Annotated in this window: 16 protein-coding genes; 12 read left to right on the top strand and 4 right to left on the bottom strand. The window is 44.2% G+C overall.

The features are described from left to right. Positions 1-5: 5 nt before the first annotated feature. From AS034_RS01510 to AS034_RS01500, 3 genes are all read right to left on the bottom strand, one after another. Positions 6-800 carry a DUF2935 domain-containing protein gene (locus AS034_RS01510; RefSeq protein WP_058297222.1) on the bottom strand — a complete coding sequence of 265 codons (795 nt, stop codon included), beginning with the start codon at positions 798-800 and terminating at the stop codon, positions 6-8. A 460-nt stretch (positions 801-1,260) separates the two neighbouring features. Next, positions 1,261-1,677, bottom strand: coding sequence for an NAD(+)--rifampin ADP-ribosyltransferase (arr, locus tag AS034_RS01505; RefSeq protein ID WP_032086031.1), 417 nt, complete (start codon positions 1,675-1,677; stop codon positions 1,261-1,263). 671 nt (positions 1,678-2,348) lie between these two features. Continuing rightward, complete coding sequence (locus tag AS034_RS01500) at positions 2,349-5,381, bottom strand: efflux RND transporter permease subunit (protein WP_058297221.1); 3,033 nt, start codon at positions 5,379-5,381, stop codon at positions 2,349-2,351. An 844-nt stretch (positions 5,382-6,225) separates the two neighbouring features. On the opposite strand from AS034_RS01500, the gene AS034_RS01495 reads away from it, so the two are divergent. From AS034_RS01495 to AS034_RS01460, 8 genes are all read left to right on the top strand, one after another. Further along, a complete protein-coding gene (locus tag AS034_RS01495) occupies positions 6,226-6,765 on the top strand; it encodes a sigma-70 family RNA polymerase sigma factor (protein WP_336433358.1) in 540 nt (179 codons plus the stop codon). Further along, the gene (locus AS034_RS01490; protein ID WP_058297220.1) at positions 6,758-8,173 is read left to right on the top strand and encodes a DUF4179 domain-containing protein; all 1,416 of its coding nucleotides are present in this window, start codon (positions 6,758-6,760) and stop codon (positions 8,171-8,173) included. The genes AS034_RS01495 and AS034_RS01490 overlap by 8 nt, the downstream gene beginning before the upstream one ends. A 162-nt stretch (positions 8,174-8,335) precedes the next feature. Next, entirely contained in the window at positions 8,336-8,686 is a 351-nt protein-coding gene (locus tag AS034_RS01485) for a VOC family protein (RefSeq protein WP_058297219.1), read from the top strand. 52 nt (positions 8,687-8,738) lie between these two features. Next, entirely contained in the window at positions 8,739-9,167 is a 429-nt protein-coding gene (locus AS034_RS01480; RefSeq protein ID WP_058297218.1) for a hypothetical protein, read from the top strand. Between the two features lie 145 nt (positions 9,168-9,312). Then, positions 9,313-9,951, top strand: coding sequence for a hypothetical protein (locus AS034_RS01475; RefSeq protein WP_058297217.1), 639 nt, complete (start codon positions 9,313-9,315; stop codon positions 9,949-9,951). Positions 9,952-10,635: 684 nt separating this feature from the next. Beyond that, a complete protein-coding gene (locus AS034_RS01470) occupies positions 10,636-10,953 on the top strand; it encodes a PadR family transcriptional regulator (protein WP_058297216.1) in 318 nt (105 codons plus the stop codon). Continuing rightward, positions 10,940-11,506: a DUF2812 domain-containing protein gene (locus AS034_RS01465; RefSeq protein WP_058297215.1), complete on the top strand. Its 567-nt coding sequence runs from the start codon at positions 10,940-10,942 to the stop codon at positions 11,504-11,506. The genes AS034_RS01470 and AS034_RS01465 overlap by 14 nt, the downstream gene beginning before the upstream one ends. A gap of 525 nt (positions 11,507-12,031) precedes the next feature. Next, positions 12,032-13,270 carry a dicarboxylate/amino acid:cation symporter gene (locus tag AS034_RS01460; protein ID WP_058297214.1) on the top strand — a complete coding sequence of 413 codons (1,239 nt, stop codon included), beginning with the start codon at positions 12,032-12,034 and terminating at the stop codon, positions 13,268-13,270. Positions 13,271-13,621: 351 nt separating this feature from the next. Here AS034_RS01460 and AS034_RS23270 read toward each other — a convergent pair whose 3' ends face one another. Next, a complete protein-coding gene (locus AS034_RS23270) occupies positions 13,622-13,750 on the bottom strand; it encodes a hypothetical protein (protein ID WP_272867392.1) in 129 nt (42 codons plus the stop codon). A gap of 138 nt (positions 13,751-13,888) precedes the next feature. Between AS034_RS23270 and AS034_RS01455 the strand changes: the two genes are divergently transcribed. The 4 genes from AS034_RS01455 to AS034_RS01435 all read left to right on the top strand — a co-directional run bounded on the left by AS034_RS01455 (position 13,889) and on the right by AS034_RS01435 (position 17,357). Then, positions 13,889-14,236, top strand: coding sequence for a hypothetical protein (locus AS034_RS01455; protein WP_058297213.1), 348 nt, complete (start codon positions 13,889-13,891; stop codon positions 14,234-14,236). Between the two features lie 223 nt (positions 14,237-14,459). Continuing rightward, on the top strand, positions 14,460-15,821 hold the full coding sequence (locus AS034_RS01450) for a TrkH family potassium uptake protein (RefSeq protein ID WP_058298059.1): 1,362 nt from the start codon (positions 14,460-14,462) through the stop codon (positions 15,819-15,821). A 643-nt stretch (positions 15,822-16,464) separates the two neighbouring features. Further along, on the top strand, positions 16,465-16,938 hold the full coding sequence (locus AS034_RS01440; protein WP_074439939.1) for a GNAT family N-acetyltransferase: 474 nt from the start codon (positions 16,465-16,467) through the stop codon (positions 16,936-16,938). A 17-nt stretch (positions 16,939-16,955) separates the two neighbouring features. Beyond that, positions 16,956-17,357, top strand: a complete 402-nt coding sequence (locus AS034_RS01435; RefSeq protein ID WP_058297210.1) for a hypothetical protein — start codon at positions 16,956-16,958, stop codon at positions 17,355-17,357. Positions 17,358-17,504: the final 147 nt, after the last annotated feature.

Here is a 17,504-nt window from a genome sequence, read left to right as displayed (position 1 = left end):
GAAGCTTACTTATGATTCCCTTCAAGGTTTCCCTCAAACAAATCAATGATTTGCAAGAATCTCTCTGCCTCTCTGAATGTGTGATCAGCTAAAAGGGGATGAATATTGCTCTTTATACGACAAGCCTCAATTAATTCTCTTGCTGTTTTCTTAAAATCACGTAACGAAACCACTGATACTCTGTTTTGGTCCAAGAACTGATCCAACATTGGTTCGGTCTCTGATTGAGGACGCATGGAGTCTAAATCAACAGCCTGAAACACCAGTTGATCAAAATCATGGCTGAATTCCCTGGCCTGTTCAACCAATTGCCTCTCTGAAGGATCTAATAGATGGCCGATGAACTTAGCATGGTCAGCCATAATTTTTAAAAAGAAAACATTTTCTTTAATTACGTCGTCTGGTGTAGGTGCCAGCCTCCCTTCATTTAGCTCCTTTAATCGATTGGCGAAGTAAGCTGCTTCCCTGCTTATGTGGTCAATTAACAATGGAAAATTGTTATGCCGGATTTCACACCTCAGGGTTAAATCTAAAACTTTTCGTTTATAGCTCCATATTGCTGCAGCCGCTTGATAAACCTCTCTATTGAATGCCTGGACCTCACGCAAGCCCGAGTTAATCGTAAATCTGGATAACTTTTCTTCTATCCTTTCAAACATCGTTATAAACTGTTTAGCCTCTTCAATGAGCTGTGACTGCTCATAGGTAAAACCCAAACTTAAAAATAATGCATGCTCTTTCATTATCCTGGACCAAAACCTTATTTCATCCAGTGATCTTGCCACGAATGGATTCGTCATCAAATCCTCCTCCTTTATTGAACATTCCATTCAAATAGATATGTTTAGGGAGGTTGTCATATTCAAGGTGGACTTACGGGAACTTAGCACTGTTTATTCAAAGGAGAATAATCTGTGAAAGGGGAAATGTAGCAATTCAAGCAGAATTGGATATCTTTCTGGAGGGCTTCAGGGGAAGGTGACTAATAGCCTGAGAGTTGGGCAGGAATGATTCACGTTCTCCTTTTCTCTTTTAACGGATCAAGATGCAGAAAATAATTAGCGGTTTATAAAAGGGCGAGTTTAATTAGTTGAAATAGGGTACCGCATCTTAATGGATGCGGCTTTTTTATTGAGCAAACGGGATGTAATTATAGTACGTGGGGACTGTATCCTTGCTGCTTAAAGCGGGAAAGGTTCCGACTCTTTCGTCGGGACAATGCACCATCCACCGAAAAGCAGGGTAGGACTGTGCACTGACTTAATCGTATATAACCGCTTTTCCCTCTTCACGCAATTGTTTCAGTGAAGCGAGCATATGGTTTATTTCTTCATCGGAATGTCTTTCCCACTCACTTAATTCAGCTGTTATTTTCAATGCTGATTTGGACCTGTAAGAACGGGTCGGGTTCCCGGGGAATCTTTTATCGGTTACGTTCGGGTCATTTTCGAATTCACCCGTTGGTTCGACGATGTAAATTCTTTCTTTTGACTCTGTGGCCGCCAATTCAGCACCCCATTTAGCCGCATCCAATGTGGCCGTGAAATAGATATAATTCGACTTTTTGTCTTGGTAGTTCGATTTGTATTGTGGTACTAAGAGATCTCCAATTTTCAGCGCTGCTTTTGTACCATGAAAGAACGGACCTTTATCTAACACAGCTTTTTCGGTATCCATACTGATACACCTCTTCTTTGGATTTGTATCTAATAGTATAGGGGAGTATAAGGAGAAAATGCAGTCTGTAAAGAATTTTTTATTCATAGTATAATGGAAGTAGAGAGGGATGTGAGCGACGTTTTTCATACATCTGCATACGAAAACAGGGACTCCACGAGCAGGGAGTCCCTTTGTTGTTCTGGAGGAGGGCGGGGATGGTTCCCGCTCTGCTTTTATCTTTTTTCAACTTAAAAATGGGAATCATCAACGTAAATTTACAATGTATCGTTGAATTCTTTTTTGAAAGAAGGCATATAAGCGGCTCCGGGTATGCAGAATCTACAACCGATTAAAGATACATTCCACTTTCAGGATTTACGTGCCACGTTTAGAAAATACAATCCACTTTTCAAATTTACGTGCAACATTTAAAAAATACATTCCACTTTCCTGTTTTTCAAGCAACTTGTCGAAAAATCTTTGAGTCAGCATTGGGAGAGGAGCCAGTTACTCTGCGTTAAAAATAGGGTGGAACCGTCTCCAATCAACACCCGATAACTGTTAAAAGCAGAAGATAAACCGTCCTTAATCAACCCAGGCACTATATCCCCGCGGCAAAACCACAACTTCCTCAACCAAAAAATCAAGCCGCCGAAACACTTCGGGGGCCTTCAAACCAAATCTATATTCTATTGAGCGATCTTTTCTCCAACCTCCAACTGCTGAGCACGCTGGCGTTTCGATTTCCTGAAATAAAGCAATTCGTAGAACACAGGAACGACAACCAAAGTCAGCACGGTGGCTCCTGCCAGCCCGCCGATGACGACAACAGCAAGCGATTTCGATACGAGACTTCCATCTTCGGTGTGGCCGAATAGAAGCGGAAGCATGGCGCAGATGGTGGCAACCGCCGTCATGACGACTGGGCGAAGCCGGGTGCCGCATGCTTCGAGAATCGCGTCGCGGATGATCATCGTTTCTTCGTTCTGCTTGACGCGGTCGATCAGGACGATGGCGTTCGTGACGACGATACCGATCAGCATCAGCGCTCCGATGAGGGCTGTTGCATCTGCAGGCACCCTTGCGATGAGCAGTCCGAGGACGGCCCCGATGGAGGCGAGCGGCAGCGTAATCAAAATGGCAAGCGGTGCTTTCAATGTCTTAAAGGTCAGGACCATGATCAGGTAGACGATCAGGATGGAAGCAAGCATGGTCAACCCGAGATCCTTGAAGTCATCCGCCTGCTGAGCGGCTGCTCCGCCGGTATCCAGGGAGACGCCTTTCGGAAGGTCGATATCCTTAATTTCCGTCGCAATATTTTTCGAAATGACCGACAGCTCTTCCGGTTCAACCTCGGCTGTTACCCGGACATATAAGTCACCATCTTTATGAAGGACGGTGCTTGGTTTCTCTTCTTCCGTGATGGAAGCAACGTCGGTAAGCGGCTGGATGCCTGAACTTGTTGCGATTGTTAAATCCTTCAAATCGGACAAGGTATCCGGATTGACGCCGGCGTCCAGGAACACAGGAGTTGGTGCGTCATCCAGGTTAATGGCCCCGATCGGCTGCGGATTCAGCAAGGAGCGGATCTGCATGGCCGTTTGCTGGGCATTCGCTTTTTCCGTGTTGACGTTCACCGTGAAGACGGGTGACGTTTTCTCCTGGTTGCTTGAGACTTTCTTTACTCCGTCCACATCGCTGATTTTATCCATCAGCGTTTTTGAAGTGGCCAGAAGTTCATCCGTGTCATTTCCGACGACGTCGTAGGTGATGCTTGAGTTGGATGATCCCCCGAAGATGGACGACGGTGACGCGGTGATGGTCACATCCTTCTCATCTTTTTTCGCTTCATTCACCTGTTCAATGAAGGATTCAGCATCCCCATCTTCCTTCATGATAACGGTATAAAATACGGTGTCTGAATCACTTACGGCTCCGTATTGGGCATTTTCTTCGCTTGAACCGTACTGGGTGATCAGATGGTCGTACCCTTCAAACTTAGAAATTTTGTCTTCGAAGTCTGTCATGCGCTGCTTTATGGTGTCTTGCGGTGCATCACTCGGGAATTCCATTGTGACAGCGACAAATGAAGCATCATTTGCATTGGTTGCTGCTTTCGGCAGTGTGATGTAAAGGGCAATCGATCCCCCGAACACAAGAATGGCCAAAAGGATTGGAACGAATTTATGATTTAAGGACCATCGCAGTACGTTCACATAACGGTGCGGTGTGCGGTGGCTTGGCAAGGTTGTGTTTTTCAACATGCCTCGGCTTAGCAATGGCACGACGGTCAAGGCTACAAGCAGGGAAGCGAGCAGCGAGTACGTCACTGTCAATCCGAATGGAAGCAGGAATGCTTTCAGCGAGCCGTTGACGAGTCCCATCGGCAGGAATACCGCCACGGTAATGAGCGTGGACGACGTGATTGCACGCGAAACCTCCATGGTGGATTGCAGCACATTCTGCTTCGTGATCTTTGCATTCTGACTGCGCCGGAAGATGTTTTCAACGACGACGATGCTGTCATCGACCAGGCGTCCGACCGCCACAGCCACTCCGCCGAGCGTAAGGATGTTCAATGTGACTCCGGATAACCAGAGCAGGAAAAGCGTAATGCAGAGCGATAATGGGATGGAGACGGCGGTTACGAGCGTCGGCTTGAATTTTCTTAGGAACAGAAGAATGACCAGTGTTGCGAACAGTGCACCCAGGGCCACTTCCCGCACCATGCTGTTCACCGAGTTCTCCACCATTTCACCCGTTGTGAACAGGGCGGTGGCTTCGACCCCTTCATAATCGCTGTTGATTTTATCAACCGTTTCTGTCACTTGTTCTCCTGCCGTGACTGCACTGGCATCACTTTCTTTAAAAAGGACAACGGCGAGCGCTTCTTTCCCGTTTACCCGGGTGATGATGTCTTCAGGCTTCACTTTTTCAACGGTTGCGATGTCCTTCAGTTTGACTGCAGGCGCATTCGGGACCTGCATCGGAACAGGCAGGTTCTTCAGTGCGTCAACGGAAGTCAGATTATCCGTGACGTTGATGGTACTCTTTTGACCATCGATGGTGGTGCTGCCGGCTGAGGCTGAAACATCCTGCCCCTGGAGCACGCCCATCACCGCGTTGACCGGGATTTGAAACTCTTTCAGCTTGTCGTGGTCAAGATTGATTTGGATACGCGGGCTGTTTTCCCCGGCGAAGGTGACCTGTGAGAGGCCGGATTGCTTCTCGAACAACGGTCTGAACTCATCGTTGGCAAGATCAAGATTTTCTTTCGTCAATCCTTCATCAAATGTCACCGACACCTGACCGATTGGTATCATGGAAGTATTCAGCTGCGAGATCAGCGGCTCTCCCACTCCTTCGGGAAGACGGATTCCTTTGATCGCATCCTCGACTTTATTCTTGGCTTCTTTCATGTCGGTTTTCGAATCAAAGTTGAGTGTAACCTGGGAATATCCTTCCCCGGTCGTGGACAGGATCGATGTTTTTCCTGAAATCGATGTGACCGCCTGCTCCACGGGTTCTGTGACATTCGTTGTCATGGAACCGGCGTCATACCCTTGCGCCAGGGTGACGACCGTCACTTGCGGATTGTCCGCTTCAGGCAAAAATTCCATGGGCAGACGGAAATAGCTGATGATACCGATAATCAATGTGATGACGACCAAAAGGCCCATGGCTGCCTTATTGCGAAACCCCCAGTTTATTAAAGCTTGCATGTGTTTCCCCCCTGATACTTATGGTTTATTTTTCCTTCTTTATAAAGGTACTGCATTGCTGTCTGATTCACAGCCTCCTCCAGGCCAATATTTTCCTAGGTCTTGAGGCGTAGATCATCCTCCTTTACTTTGGCAGAGCAGGGACGGTTCTTTATGTACATAATGAAAAAACTTTCTCCCCGGTTAACCTAAACGAATAGCCACAAGAATCATTTTACTGAGGAGCAGGGCGAGGTATTCTTAAAGTCTGTAAAAATTTTTGCAGAGCCGGCTGCCTCACCTGTTAAAATATTCCTGTTACAATATAGTATTATAGACCTAATGATGAAGAGTGGGAATATCGAATTGTTGGATTTTGTGAAAATAGTAGAGAGGGAGCGTTATTTACAAGAGAAAAGGGTCAATATCTTAAAAAATGGTTCACTACGTGCGTTGATCCCCGATAAAAGGAGCAGAAGCACCGCCGCCGGTTACCCAAAATCGGCGGAAACTAAAATTACATTCCACTTTCATGCATTTACGTGCCACTTTTAAAAAATGCAATCCACTTTCCTCATTTACGTGCAACAATTAAAAAATACATTCCACTTTTCCTGTTTATCAACAAACTTGTCGAAAAATCTTGGGGAGAGCCTGGTGAGAGTGGGAGTGGGGCACGCCCTGAATAAGCAGGAAAAAACCGTCCCCGATACTGCCGGAGCTGTGAGGGTTAACACTGCCCCCAAAACTCTATTATTTGAACGTAGAAATCGACATACATGATATGCTTTTCAAGAAAAATACATAAATTTGAAACTTTTATTATGAATAGGTGCCACTAATAAGCAAAGGGGGGCAAAATCAGGTGCAAATTGAAAACGAACGTTTAGTTAAAAAAGCAATCAAAGGAAACAAGAATGCTTTTGAAAAGTTAGTTCAGCAGCATTATGAACAAATCTACAGGACTGCTTATCTGTATGTACACAACGAAGAAGATGCGTTGGATGCCGTGCAGGAAGCAGCCTACCAGGCTTATAAATCGATCCGTACGTTGAAACATCCGGAGTATTTCCTGACCTGGCTGACAAGGATCGTAATCAACTGTGCGGTGGATGTGATCAGAAAACGGGGCAAAGTGGTGCCGATGAATGATGAGTATTTGTCCAATGTGGCGGATGAATCAACTCCGGACATTGAAGCGGCCTCAGAGCTGTGGCATGCCATCGGGCAGCTGAAACACAATCACCGTACCGCCATCATCCTATTCTATTATCATGATTATTCGATCAAGACGATCAGCCGGGTAATGGACATCCCGGAGAATACCGTAAAGACCTACTTAAGCAGAGGGAAAGCCGAGTTAAAAAAGGTTTATGAAAAAGAGGAGGAGAGATCCCATGGATAATAAGAAACTTAATGAGGCAGTTGAACAAATACCGGTGCCAAAAGAAAAAGTGTACAACGCCATTTCCAAAGGGATCAACCGGGATGCGGGTAGTGGTCATGGAACGAAAAAGAAGATACTGGCCGGTGCTGTATCTGCTGCCGCTGTCCTTGGACTTACCTTAGCTTCCGGATTTGTCAGTCCTGCCATGAATAATGTCCTGGCCAATGCACCGTTAATCGGGGGGATTTTTCAAGAATTCAATGATCAGATGGGTGTGGATCTCGCCAGTCAGGATGCCGTGACCGAACTGAATCAGGCTGTTACGAAAAATGGCGTGACGGTCAAACTGACAAGCGCTTACTTTGATGGAAGTATCGTGTCCATCACCGGATTTGTGGACGACGGGGTTGAGAATGGGCGGAACGAAGAAGGCGAAGTCAGCTTTGACGTGAATTTTGAAAACAATAAAGGGGACAATGATCCCTGGCTGAACGGAAAGTCAAACGACATAAGGAAAGTAGAGAGCGGGTACCACTTTCAATGGAAAATGAATTATCCTCATGAAACATTCAATGAGAATTTCACTCTTCCCGTAACAATCCACAATATCAACGGAATCCAGGGAGAATGGAACTTCGATATACCGGTCAGGCAGGATGTGAATCGTACGGTTGCGATTGATCAAGGGCAGGAGTATCCGGACATGGGGACCAGCATCAGGATCAAAGAGATTCTCACCGCAAAAGAGTCGTCTTCCCTTGTGTATGAAACCACGCAGCAATATAAGTATGATGACATCAGGATTTCAAAAGCGGTGGATGAGAAAGGGAATGTGTATCGGTTTGGCAACCAAACGATACTCTCGGAGTCGGAACAAGAAGAGGGATACCATAATACCGTCCGGACAGAAATGACCAAGCTGAAGGCCGGCATCACTTCCCTGACGTTTTATCCGGAGATTAGTATAACAGCTCCAAGAGAAGAACAGCTGCTGGATAAGAAGTCATTCACATTAAAAAGCGAGCGCCTTGGTTTAGGGCTTCAGGTCAATGATGTTGAACAGAAGGGCGATCAAGTAGTCGTGGATTATCAACTCACCGGGCTACCGGAGAACATTAGTGATCATAAACAGGAAGTCACCAAGCATAATCTGGGATATGCCTTCTGGCTGGTTGATAAAGATTACGTATCAAAAATAGATCCGGACAATCCGTTTCCGCCTAAAAATCATGGGATTACTTTAAATAAAGTGAAAGTGGTCGATCAAGCGACTGCTCATTACCAATCCACATTCGACTTGAATGGGGATAACAAAATACAGGACTTTAATCTGGAAGATACGGTCCTCCAGTTTGAATTCTCGTCGTTTGCCTCTTCTGAGGAGTTGAAACCATTTACGGTTGAGGTCGCGGCGGGGGATGAATAAATAGCTGAAGGAGTAATAGGGAGACGATGACTCAGGGGGGCATCGTCTTTCTTTTATAGACGCTTAACAGGGTAAAATTTATCTTGAGTTAGCTGCCTGATTTTGAAATAATTGGTAGTGAGTCCAATGAAATTTAAGGGGAAAACAAAGGGGGAAATGTTGATGTCAAAACCAATCGTGAATCAAATCGGAGCTGCCTTCATTCCTGTGAGTGACATTGAAAGGGCACGCGACTGGTATTGTGACATATTGGGATTACCGGCAGATGGAGAGATTTTATTCGGTCACCTGTACATACTGCCTATGAACGGAACGGATATCGTACTCGACAGCAAAATCCATTCAGAGGAAACGATCTATAAAGCACCGCCTTTCCATTTCAACACCAATGATATCGAAGAAGCCTATGAATACATGAAAAGCAAAAACGTAGAACTCACAACCGGCATTGAAGGGAACTGGTTCAATTTTAGAGATCCGGACGGGAATCATTTGATGGTTTGTCAGTGTTAGATGGACCGCTGAACGGTGATCAGATGATAAAGATACAGGCAGGGGGATTTCAGTGCATCCAATAACCGTAATAGAGATGTTAATGTCTGCTGCTCTTATCTTTCTTCTTTTTGTGACAGCCTTTTTATTGCCGGCAAAGATAAGGAGATTGAGTATCATTGCTGCATCGTCTGCCACTGTACTAATACTGTTATTCTTTGCCCTTCGACCCTTTTGGATCGATTATCATGTATCCAGGAAGACAGAACAACTCAATCATTATCTTGAGAGAAAGTACCCCGGTCAAGAATGGAAAATCAGCCGCCGAATCGGGAGGCAGTACAACCCTTATCATTTGATGGTGGAGTTCGAAAACGAAAAAGGATGGACATATACGTATTCAGTAGTAGATGAAAAGAATATCTGCCAAAGCGTTTGGACACCGCCCGAAGGCAGACTGCCTAATCAAGGGGAACATTTTGAACGTAACGAATGTGAGTAAATGGTTTTAGCTGAAGGTTGGATGGGCAGGCTTTCAGCTTTTTTTGTATCAATAGTGAAAGCAAATCTTTGATAAGCGCACCAAGTAAAGCAGCGCAGGACATACATACAGACCACAGCTGAATGGCTTAAAGAGGGGATAACCTATGTCAGTAAACATATTTCAACTTCACATTAAATCAGTAGAGATAGATGAAGTAAAAGCTTTTTTGGTGAATTGGCTGGAGGATAAATATGGAATAATACCCGCCGTTCACTCAAAGCAGAATTCTTCGTTTTCGTTCTTTCATAATGAAATCCCGACACACTTTTCCTTATGTGAGATGCATGATGGATGGGTAACGGTTTTACATGATTCCTATGAACAGCTTGAGGAATTAACGTCCAGGCTTTCTTCTTTTTTCCACACAATGGTTATTCATGCATTGGCGCAGAGTACGGTTGACACCTATCATTTAACCATCTTTCAGGAGGGGAATCTTTTACGGAGGATCAATGTTGGTGAAGGGTATGCAGGTATAGATCAATACGGTGAGCCGCTTTCATTTGAGAAGATCATGGTGGGCAGTGAGGCCGGGACGGGAGAAGACGATTCCCGCATTTTTGACTACAATGATATGTACGCATACTGCCTTCATTTTAATATAGATCTTTTAACCGACCCTGCTGAAAAAGATGGGTCGTGGGAAGTCATAGAGGTTCAAGCTGACCCTGCACCCACCGAAAGTCCACACATTTTCTCCTTTCTTAATAAAATTTTTTCTCGTGGTAAAAAAGGAAAATAAGGGGTAGGGTGGGGGCGGGTCCCGCTCTGCTCCTTTCAAGTGATAAGGTGGATTTTATCATAGACAACGCCGGAGGTCATAAGAGTGCAGAAGCATACCCAATCTAATATATACATAAATGGGGAGGGCAAACTATGTCAGTGCGAAACAAGATCAATCGGTTCTCTTTTGTTTGTGCAGCATGCATTACTTTGGCTGCGGCACTGAATTATGGTTCTTTCAATTTTGCAAAAAATGCCTGCGTGGAGAACAATAAGACACCATTCGTAGATAAGAGTTTTCTAGCAATTAATTGGTCGGTTTCGTGTTAATGAATAAAAAAGAGCGGGGGCGCCTGCTCTTTTTTTTTATCGAAAACCGAAAACCTTCACTTTACTGCTGGATTTTGCCGTGAAAAGCAGGCATTGAATCTGCCAGGTATGCCAAATCGTTATACAATCCACATTCCGTATATAAGAGCCACTTTTCAAATTTACGGACCGCTTTTGAAAAATACAAGCCACTTGTCGATAAATCTTTAACCCCCGTGCACAAAGGCCAAGCCTAGAATGCGTCAGCCCCAGCCTTTCCGTTATTAGATCTTTTCTTTTACTAATTCTGTAAATACCATTGACTATTCAGTTGAACTGTATTATCTTATTATTAAGTTGAACTATATAGTCGAACTGAATAGAGGGTGAAAAGGTGAAACACAAATTATTACCGTTGTCTGAAACCATGCATTATATTTTACTTGCTCTGCGTGAGCCGCTCCATGGGTATGCCGCCATGCAGAAGATCGAAAAGTTGAGTAACGGAACGGTTATTTTAGCAGCCGGGACATTATACGGTGCACTTGATAACTTGAATAAGCACGGGTGGATAGAGTCTGTTGGAGAATCGGGCAGGAAAAAAATCTATAAGATCACTTCAGAAGGCAGCGCTGTATTGGAAATGGAACAGAAAAGGCTATTGCATATTTTATCCCTGTACGAAGGAAGTGAAATAAATGAAGAAATTTAAAATGTTCTTTGATATTGAAGAAGAGGAGCGCTGGCTGAATGAGCAATTACAAAAAGGCTATCGCTGTACAGAGATTAGCGGTCTGGGATTCTACACTTTTGAACGAAGCGACAAGAGATATGTAATGCGGCTTGATTACCAGGATTATTTATCAAAGAAAAAGTTCAGAGAGTACAAAGAGATTTATGAAGACTTCGGCTGGGAGTATCTAAGAGGCCCCTGGCTTGGTGGAATCCGGTATTGGCAAAAAGAAGCTGATGGTCAAACTGAAATCTTCTCGGACCGCCAATCAAAGAAGTATTATTATAAAAGACTGAAAGATTATTCATTTGTGTTAAGTATGCTTTTTTTATCGTATTCATTTATCCTTTACAAGGATTCCGGATTCTACCATGACGGCCTATGGAATATGGAAGGTTCATTGTTTTGGAAGGCATTTTTATTCGAAACTCCATTTGTCCTGTTGAAATTGATACCTGCACTTTTTGTTGTGCTATTTGGCAGCAGCTTCTATAAAGCGTATCGGAAGTATTCGATGTTAAGAGAAGAGTAGGGTTGGGCATTTTTCCGCTCTGCTTTTTTCATTTTATAAGAAAAAATCAACGATAACCTCTAAAAGTTTCCGTTAACCGTAAAATTCAATCTGAAAATGTAAGCATATGAACCTTTCCGGCTATGTGGAACCCAGGTAATTAGAGAATACGAACCACTTTCCGGATTTTCGTGCGACTTTTAGAAAATACGAACCACTTTCCACATTTACGTGCAGCATTTTAAAAATACATTCCATTTTTCCCTTTTTCCATGCAACTTGTCGAAAAATCTTTGGTTCGTGCTCATCGAGACAGGTATATTGGATTGGCGCTGGAGTCGAACCCTCGACTCTGGAGAATGGGGACGATTCACTAACAAGAAAAAAAGGACCAATCCTAAAAAATCGGACCTGCAGTTCTGGATCGACCGTAAAAAGTGGATGTGAATCATCCCCAATTAACCCCAAAGCACAATCAAACCCGTCCCTCTCCCACAAATAGTGATATAATAAGTCTCTAAAAAACTTGTAAGGGCGTAGATAAAAATGAAATACATATGGGAGCAATATATGAAAGTGCCGTTTGTTTTGAAGATGTCTGCCGGATTCCTTCTCGGGATTGCCGCCGGTCTGATTTTCAAGGCAGATGCTGAAGTCCTGAAGCCGTTCGGAACCGTGCTGATCCATCTACTCAGTTTGATTGCGATTCCGGTCATCTTCCTTACGGTGGTGCAGGCGGTGAACAAGATGAGTGTCACCCAGCTTGGCAGGATGGGCTGGAAGCTGATCCTCTATTATACAGCCACGACGGCTGCTGCTGTGTTCATCGGTCTTGGGTTGGCCTTCTGGTTCAATCCGGGGATGAATTTGTCGCTGCCGGACGCTCAGGTGGAAGAGCCGAAAACACCTCACTTCTCGGATGTTCTGCTTCAGATCATCCCGGATAATCTGTTTCAGGCTTTTGCAGGGGGAGACACCCTTGCAATCATGTTTTTGGCCGTAATCATGGGGATTGCGATTTCGTGGATGAAGTTTTCTGCAGATAAGAGTATGAAGGAGTACGGGAATCTCCTTGATAAGGTGTTTGCAGCCTTCAATGAGATGTTCTACATCCTCCTGAAAGGAGTCCTTGTTTACGCGCCGTTCGGTGTTTTTGCCATAAGTGCAGCCACTTTCGGCCAGCAGGGATGGGAAACGATTCAATCTCTCGCCGGGTTCGTTGGGGTCTTTTACGCAGGGATCATCCTCCTTTGGATCGTTGTGTATGCAGGCTTCTTGAAGTGGTCCGGGCAGCCGGTTCTCTCATTCTTCAAGAGAACGAAAGAAGCGTATAGCACAGCCTTTTTCACCTCGAGCAGCATTGCGTCTTTGCCGGTTGCGATTCAGTCAGCCAAAAAAGCAGGGGTCTCCGATAAGGCGGCAAACTTTGCCCTTCCGCTCGGCGCCATCTTCAATTCAGACGGCGGGGCATTGCGCATGGGTGTCTCGATCGTATTCGCGGCAAACGTGACAAACTTACAGCTTTCAGTCTCTGATCTGTTGATGATCGTTCTGGTCGGGACACTTCTTTCAATCGGAACTTCGGGAGTCCCGGCTGCGGGGCTCGTCACATTATCAGCCGTCTTGACGATGTTCGGTTTACCGCTGGAGATTGTCGCACTTATTGCCGGAGTCGATGCCCTCATCGGCATGGGCGGAACGGCATCGAATGTGATGGGCGATATCGTCGGATCTGCTGTTGTGGATGAAGCTGGAGAGGAGAAAGTAGAGCCTTCGGTGGTTTAAATAAATGTATATGGATTGGGACGGGTCTCTCTTGAGGGATCCGTCCCTCTTTTTTCGGGGGTGGTTCCACCTCTTTTTTAAAAAAATGAATGTGCTCTGCTGGGTTCAGGGTAATAAAGCAGAATTTAAGCCGTCCCAAGTTGTCCAGGTCCCCTGAAATCAAAAATACGGTCCACTCTTCAGCATTTACGGTCCACTTTTGAAAAATACGAGCCACTTTCAACATTTACGAGCCACATTATAAAAATACGAGCCACTTTCCCCGTTTTTCAAGCAACTTGTCGAAAAATCTCTATTCAAAAGGGTAGAGTCACACTGAAGGCAGGTCCCCAATCGCAAATTCAACCACCATTAAAGATTCTCCGTATTAATCCTCGGGGTCTCCTGTTTAAGAGTTGCCGCTGCCTTGGCATTCTCATTGTTTCGATCATTTTTCTCTTCGTTTTTTAATGTGCGATCTTCTTTCTTTTTGTCAGCCATCCAAAACACCTCCTATCGATAATATGCTCAATTTTCCCTTTAGAAATTAAAATGAAACACTGACCGGTTTCCTCAGCGGGGAATTTATTATGCAATATTGGAGACTCTTCATAATAACAAGAAATGAGGAGGGGTCTTATGGAGTTACACGGAAGTGAGTGGAAGGACAGGGCGATGCATGCAATGCATACGCTGAAAGACAATGTGAAGGAGAGGTTCTATTCCATCGCTGATATTCCAAATTCTACTGTGCCGGAATTGGCTGAGTTTATTCAGCAGCACCCTGATACCCGGGAGATCAGAAAGAATTTACTTGGAAGCGACTATACCTTTTATAAACTGGATACGGAAAATTATCAGCTCTATTTGGAAACCAGGGGTGAACGTATTTTACAACTGGACGGGTATTCAAACGGGAAGAAATTCGTTTCCCATCGATCTTATCGGGATGGCGTAAATATGGATTCACCGATTAAATTGAATTGAGGGCAGGACGGGCTTTCTTTTAAAGAGGGCCTGTTTTTTAATTTGGGGTAAGCTTAAACTTTGGTCGTTTAATTAGCTCGGAGCTTTTTGGGCATTATCATGTCTCCAAAGACGGACATGCCCAACACTGAAGTGCTTAAAATAATATCTTATCATGTAAAGTGTTCCTGAGTTGTTCGATTTGGTATACTTAATCCATCTGGAAACAAGGTTGTGTGAAACATTGGAACTTAAAAATAGCTATGGAAGATTTATTAACAGACTTACTTCTGTTCAACTGATTGTGTTATTTTATACGGTCGCTGCCATTATCTCTACTACTTTATTGAGCCTGCCTATTGCCCATAAGCCGGACATGCATTGGTCTTTCATTGATGCTTTATTTACGGCTGTGAGTGCCATAAGTGTGACTGGTTTGACCGTTGTGCCTACTTCCGAGACATTTAGTGTGACCGGATACTTTATTCTGGCTTTCATTCTGCAATTCGGCGGAATCGGGATTATGACGCTTGGAACGTTTATATGGATCCTGTTTGGTAAACGGATTGGCCTGAAGGACCGGCAGCTGATCATGACGGATCAAAACAGATCGTCTTTTTCAGGGCTGGTCAAGCTGATGAGGCAGATCCTTATCATTGTGCTGGCCATTGAGCTCATCGGGGCCCTTATACTTGGTGTCTATTTTATAGGCTATTATCCGACTTGGGAAGAAGCGTTCATCCAAGGTTTTTTCGCTTCGGTCAGTGCCACGACAAATGCCGGATTTGATATTACGGGTACTTCCCTCATTCCGTTTGCAAATGATTACTTTGTGCAGACGATCAATATTATCCTGCTCATTCTGGGGGCGATCGGGTTTCCTGTACTGATCGAATTGAAGGAATGGATTTCCCATAAGGGAGAAACGCCTTATCGGTTTACCTTGTTCACCAAGCTTACGACGCTCACATTCTTTCTCTTAATCGTACTTGGAACATTGTTCATCCTGCTTTTTGAAAAGAATCATTATTTCAGTGATAAATCCTGGCATGAGTCCCTTTTCTACTCATTGTTTCAGTCCGTTTCTACAAGGAATGGGGGACTTGCGACCATGGATGTCAGTGAATTTACGAATCCTACATTAATGTTCATGAGCGGACTCATGTTCATCGGAGCCTCGCCGAGCAGTGTGGGCGGAGGGATTCGGACAACCACCTTTGCGATCATGATCCTGAGTATTTACTTTTTCGCAAAAGGGAGAAGCACCATCAAGGTATTTGGACGGGAAGTGCATCCTGAAGATATTCTCAGATCCTTCATTGTCATCGCGACAGCTTTTTTCATATGTTTCTCTGCTATCCTGGCAATGATTTATTTCGAGCCTGAATTCAGTATCATGGAAATCATATTCGAAGTCATGTCCGCATTCGGAACGACCGGACTTTCCATGGGCATTACCGCTGACCTCAGTACGATCGGAAAAGTGATCATCATTGCGCTCATGTTCATAGGAAGGATCGGGATCTTTTCGTTCTTATTCTTAATAAGAGGAAAAACAATAAATGAAAAATTCCATTATCCGAAGGAGAGAGTGATCATCGGATGATCAATCAGAGCTGCTGGGTTCAGGTCTTTTGTTGGATGTTCATTGGATTATTGGTAGGGAAAACATTATTTTATTTAGTGGAATCAAACATCAATGAGCTTCATTGGATAGAACAACATCATCTTTTGACGATTAACAGCGTTGCTCTGATATTTGGACTTTATGGTTTCGTGATTTGGCGGATGGATAAGAAGAAAAGTTATTGATTCGTGGAAAAACAGAGCGGGGGACGTTTCCCGTTCTGTTTTTTCTTTTCATGAAGATAAAACGAACCTTGTCGTAAAAGCTTCAAGATTGGTGTGAAACAACGAAGAAAACCAGGGTAAGAACGGTCCGGGTTAGACCCAATATCCTCACTCTTAACAAATACATTCCCTTTTCAGCAGTTACCGTGCCGCTTTTAGAATATACGATCCACTTTCCACCTTTGCGTGCAATATTTTAAAAATACATTCCACTTTTCCCATTTATCAACCAACTTGTCGAAAACTATTCAGGCAGCCGCTGCGGTGCCCGGCGATTACCCTCAAGTCTTTTATAAGAGGACCTGTTTTTCATGAAGGCGCATGACCTCCTCGAAGACATATATGATACTATTGTAAATAATGGAAGTTTTTACTTCGTGCCAACTAGGGGGAGTATGATGGATCTACATATCAGAGAAGCCACAAAGAATGATTACGACATCATTCATCACATACAAAAACAAGTGCATGAACTGCACACAAAGGAGCGGCCGGACCATTATAAGATGGCGGATACGACGCTGGACAGAGAGTATTTCAACAGCTTGATTGATGGGGAATACACCAGGGTGTTTTTGCTCGAAGATGAGCAGCCGATCGCGTATTCAATCCTCACGATCAAGAATACAGCGGAAAGACCCATTCTCATTCCAAGGAAAGTTGTCTATATGGACGATTTCGGTGTCGACCAGGCTTACAGGGGGAAAGGAATGGGGAAACTTTTCTTTGGTAAAATCGTAGAGTTCGCCAAAAGGATGGAAGCAGACTCATTGGAACTGGGCGTGTGGGAGTTCAATGACGATGCGATAAAATTCTATGAATCTATGAAATTAGAGACGAAGACGAGGTTGATGGGGATTGATTTGAAGTAAGGAAGAGGGGGTTTTATTTGAAGAAATTAATAATATCCTTCCTGTTTATCGTGTTAGTGGCAGGTTGTAACCAGAAGAGCATCAAGCATAATAAGGATTTGGAAGAGTCTATTTTCACCATTGTTGATGACGAAAATAATAGTGAGATATCGGTCGGAGCCCTGACAGATTTCAAGTGGGATCAGGCATTCTTATTCGAACCTTATACTCCGGATGAGCAGATGGAAAAGGAACTGGGTGTTGAGTTTGAAGATCCCAGCAATCTCAGGAGCAGGGATGATATCTATTTATTGGTCTTTCTGCACGGTGGAGAGGTTGTGCAATATGCAGAAATAGATCGTCAGGGGGCTGATTTTTCGATTGGTGGTGTTGAGTTTCTTACCCCGGAACAGGATGTGATAGAAATCTCACGGGACTAGAGGTGGGCACTTTTTGAAAAAACGTTAATAAGGAATGAGCAAATGATGACAAATAAGTCTAAGTTAATAGGTCTGATTCTAATAGTCTTAGCTTTTATCACCGTATCAGCGGCACTAAATTATGGCTCGTTTGCTTTTGCGAAAAAA

The sequence above is a fragment of the [Bacillus] enclensis genome, assembly GCF_001456935.1.
Lineage (GTDB): Bacteria > Bacillota > Bacilli > Bacillales > Bacillaceae_B > Rossellomorea > Rossellomorea enclensis.
This window is presented reverse-complemented; position numbering and strand designations above follow the sequence as displayed.

Bases quoted from the DNA above. Each gene is read 5' to 3' on its own strand.
- AS034_RS01510 (WP_058297222.1), bottom strand. From the start codon at position 800: ATGACGAATCCATTCGTGGCAAGATCACTGGATGAAATAAGGTTTTGG.
- arr (WP_032086031.1), bottom strand. From the start codon at position 1,677: ATGGATACCGAAAAAGCTGTGTTAGATAAAGGTCCGTTCTTTCATGGT.
- AS034_RS01500 (WP_058297221.1), bottom strand. From the start codon at position 5,381: ATGCAAGCTTTAATAAACTGGGGGTTTCGCAATAAGGCAGCCATGGGC.
- AS034_RS01490 (WP_058297220.1), top strand. From the start codon at position 6,758: ATGGATAATAAGAAACTTAATGAGGCAGTTGAACAAATACCGGTGCCA.
- AS034_RS01485 (WP_058297219.1), top strand. From the start codon at position 8,336: ATGTCAAAACCAATCGTGAATCAAATCGGAGCTGCCTTCATTCCTGTG.
- AS034_RS01475 (WP_058297217.1), top strand. From the start codon at position 9,313: ATGTCAGTAAACATATTTCAACTTCACATTAAATCAGTAGAGATAGAT.
- AS034_RS01465 (WP_058297215.1), top strand. From the start codon at position 10,940: ATGAAGAAATTTAAAATGTTCTTTGATATTGAAGAAGAGGAGCGCTGG.
- AS034_RS01460 (WP_058297214.1), top strand. From the start codon at position 12,032: ATGAAATACATATGGGAGCAATATATGAAAGTGCCGTTTGTTTTGAAG.
- AS034_RS23270 (WP_272867392.1), bottom strand. From the start codon at position 13,750: ATGGCTGACAAAAAGAAAGAAGATCGCACATTAAAAAACGAAGAGAAA.
- AS034_RS01455 (WP_058297213.1), top strand. From the start codon at position 13,889: ATGGAGTTACACGGAAGTGAGTGGAAGGACAGGGCGATGCATGCAATG.
- AS034_RS01440 (WP_074439939.1), top strand. From the start codon at position 16,465: ATGGATCTACATATCAGAGAAGCCACAAAGAATGATTACGACATCATT.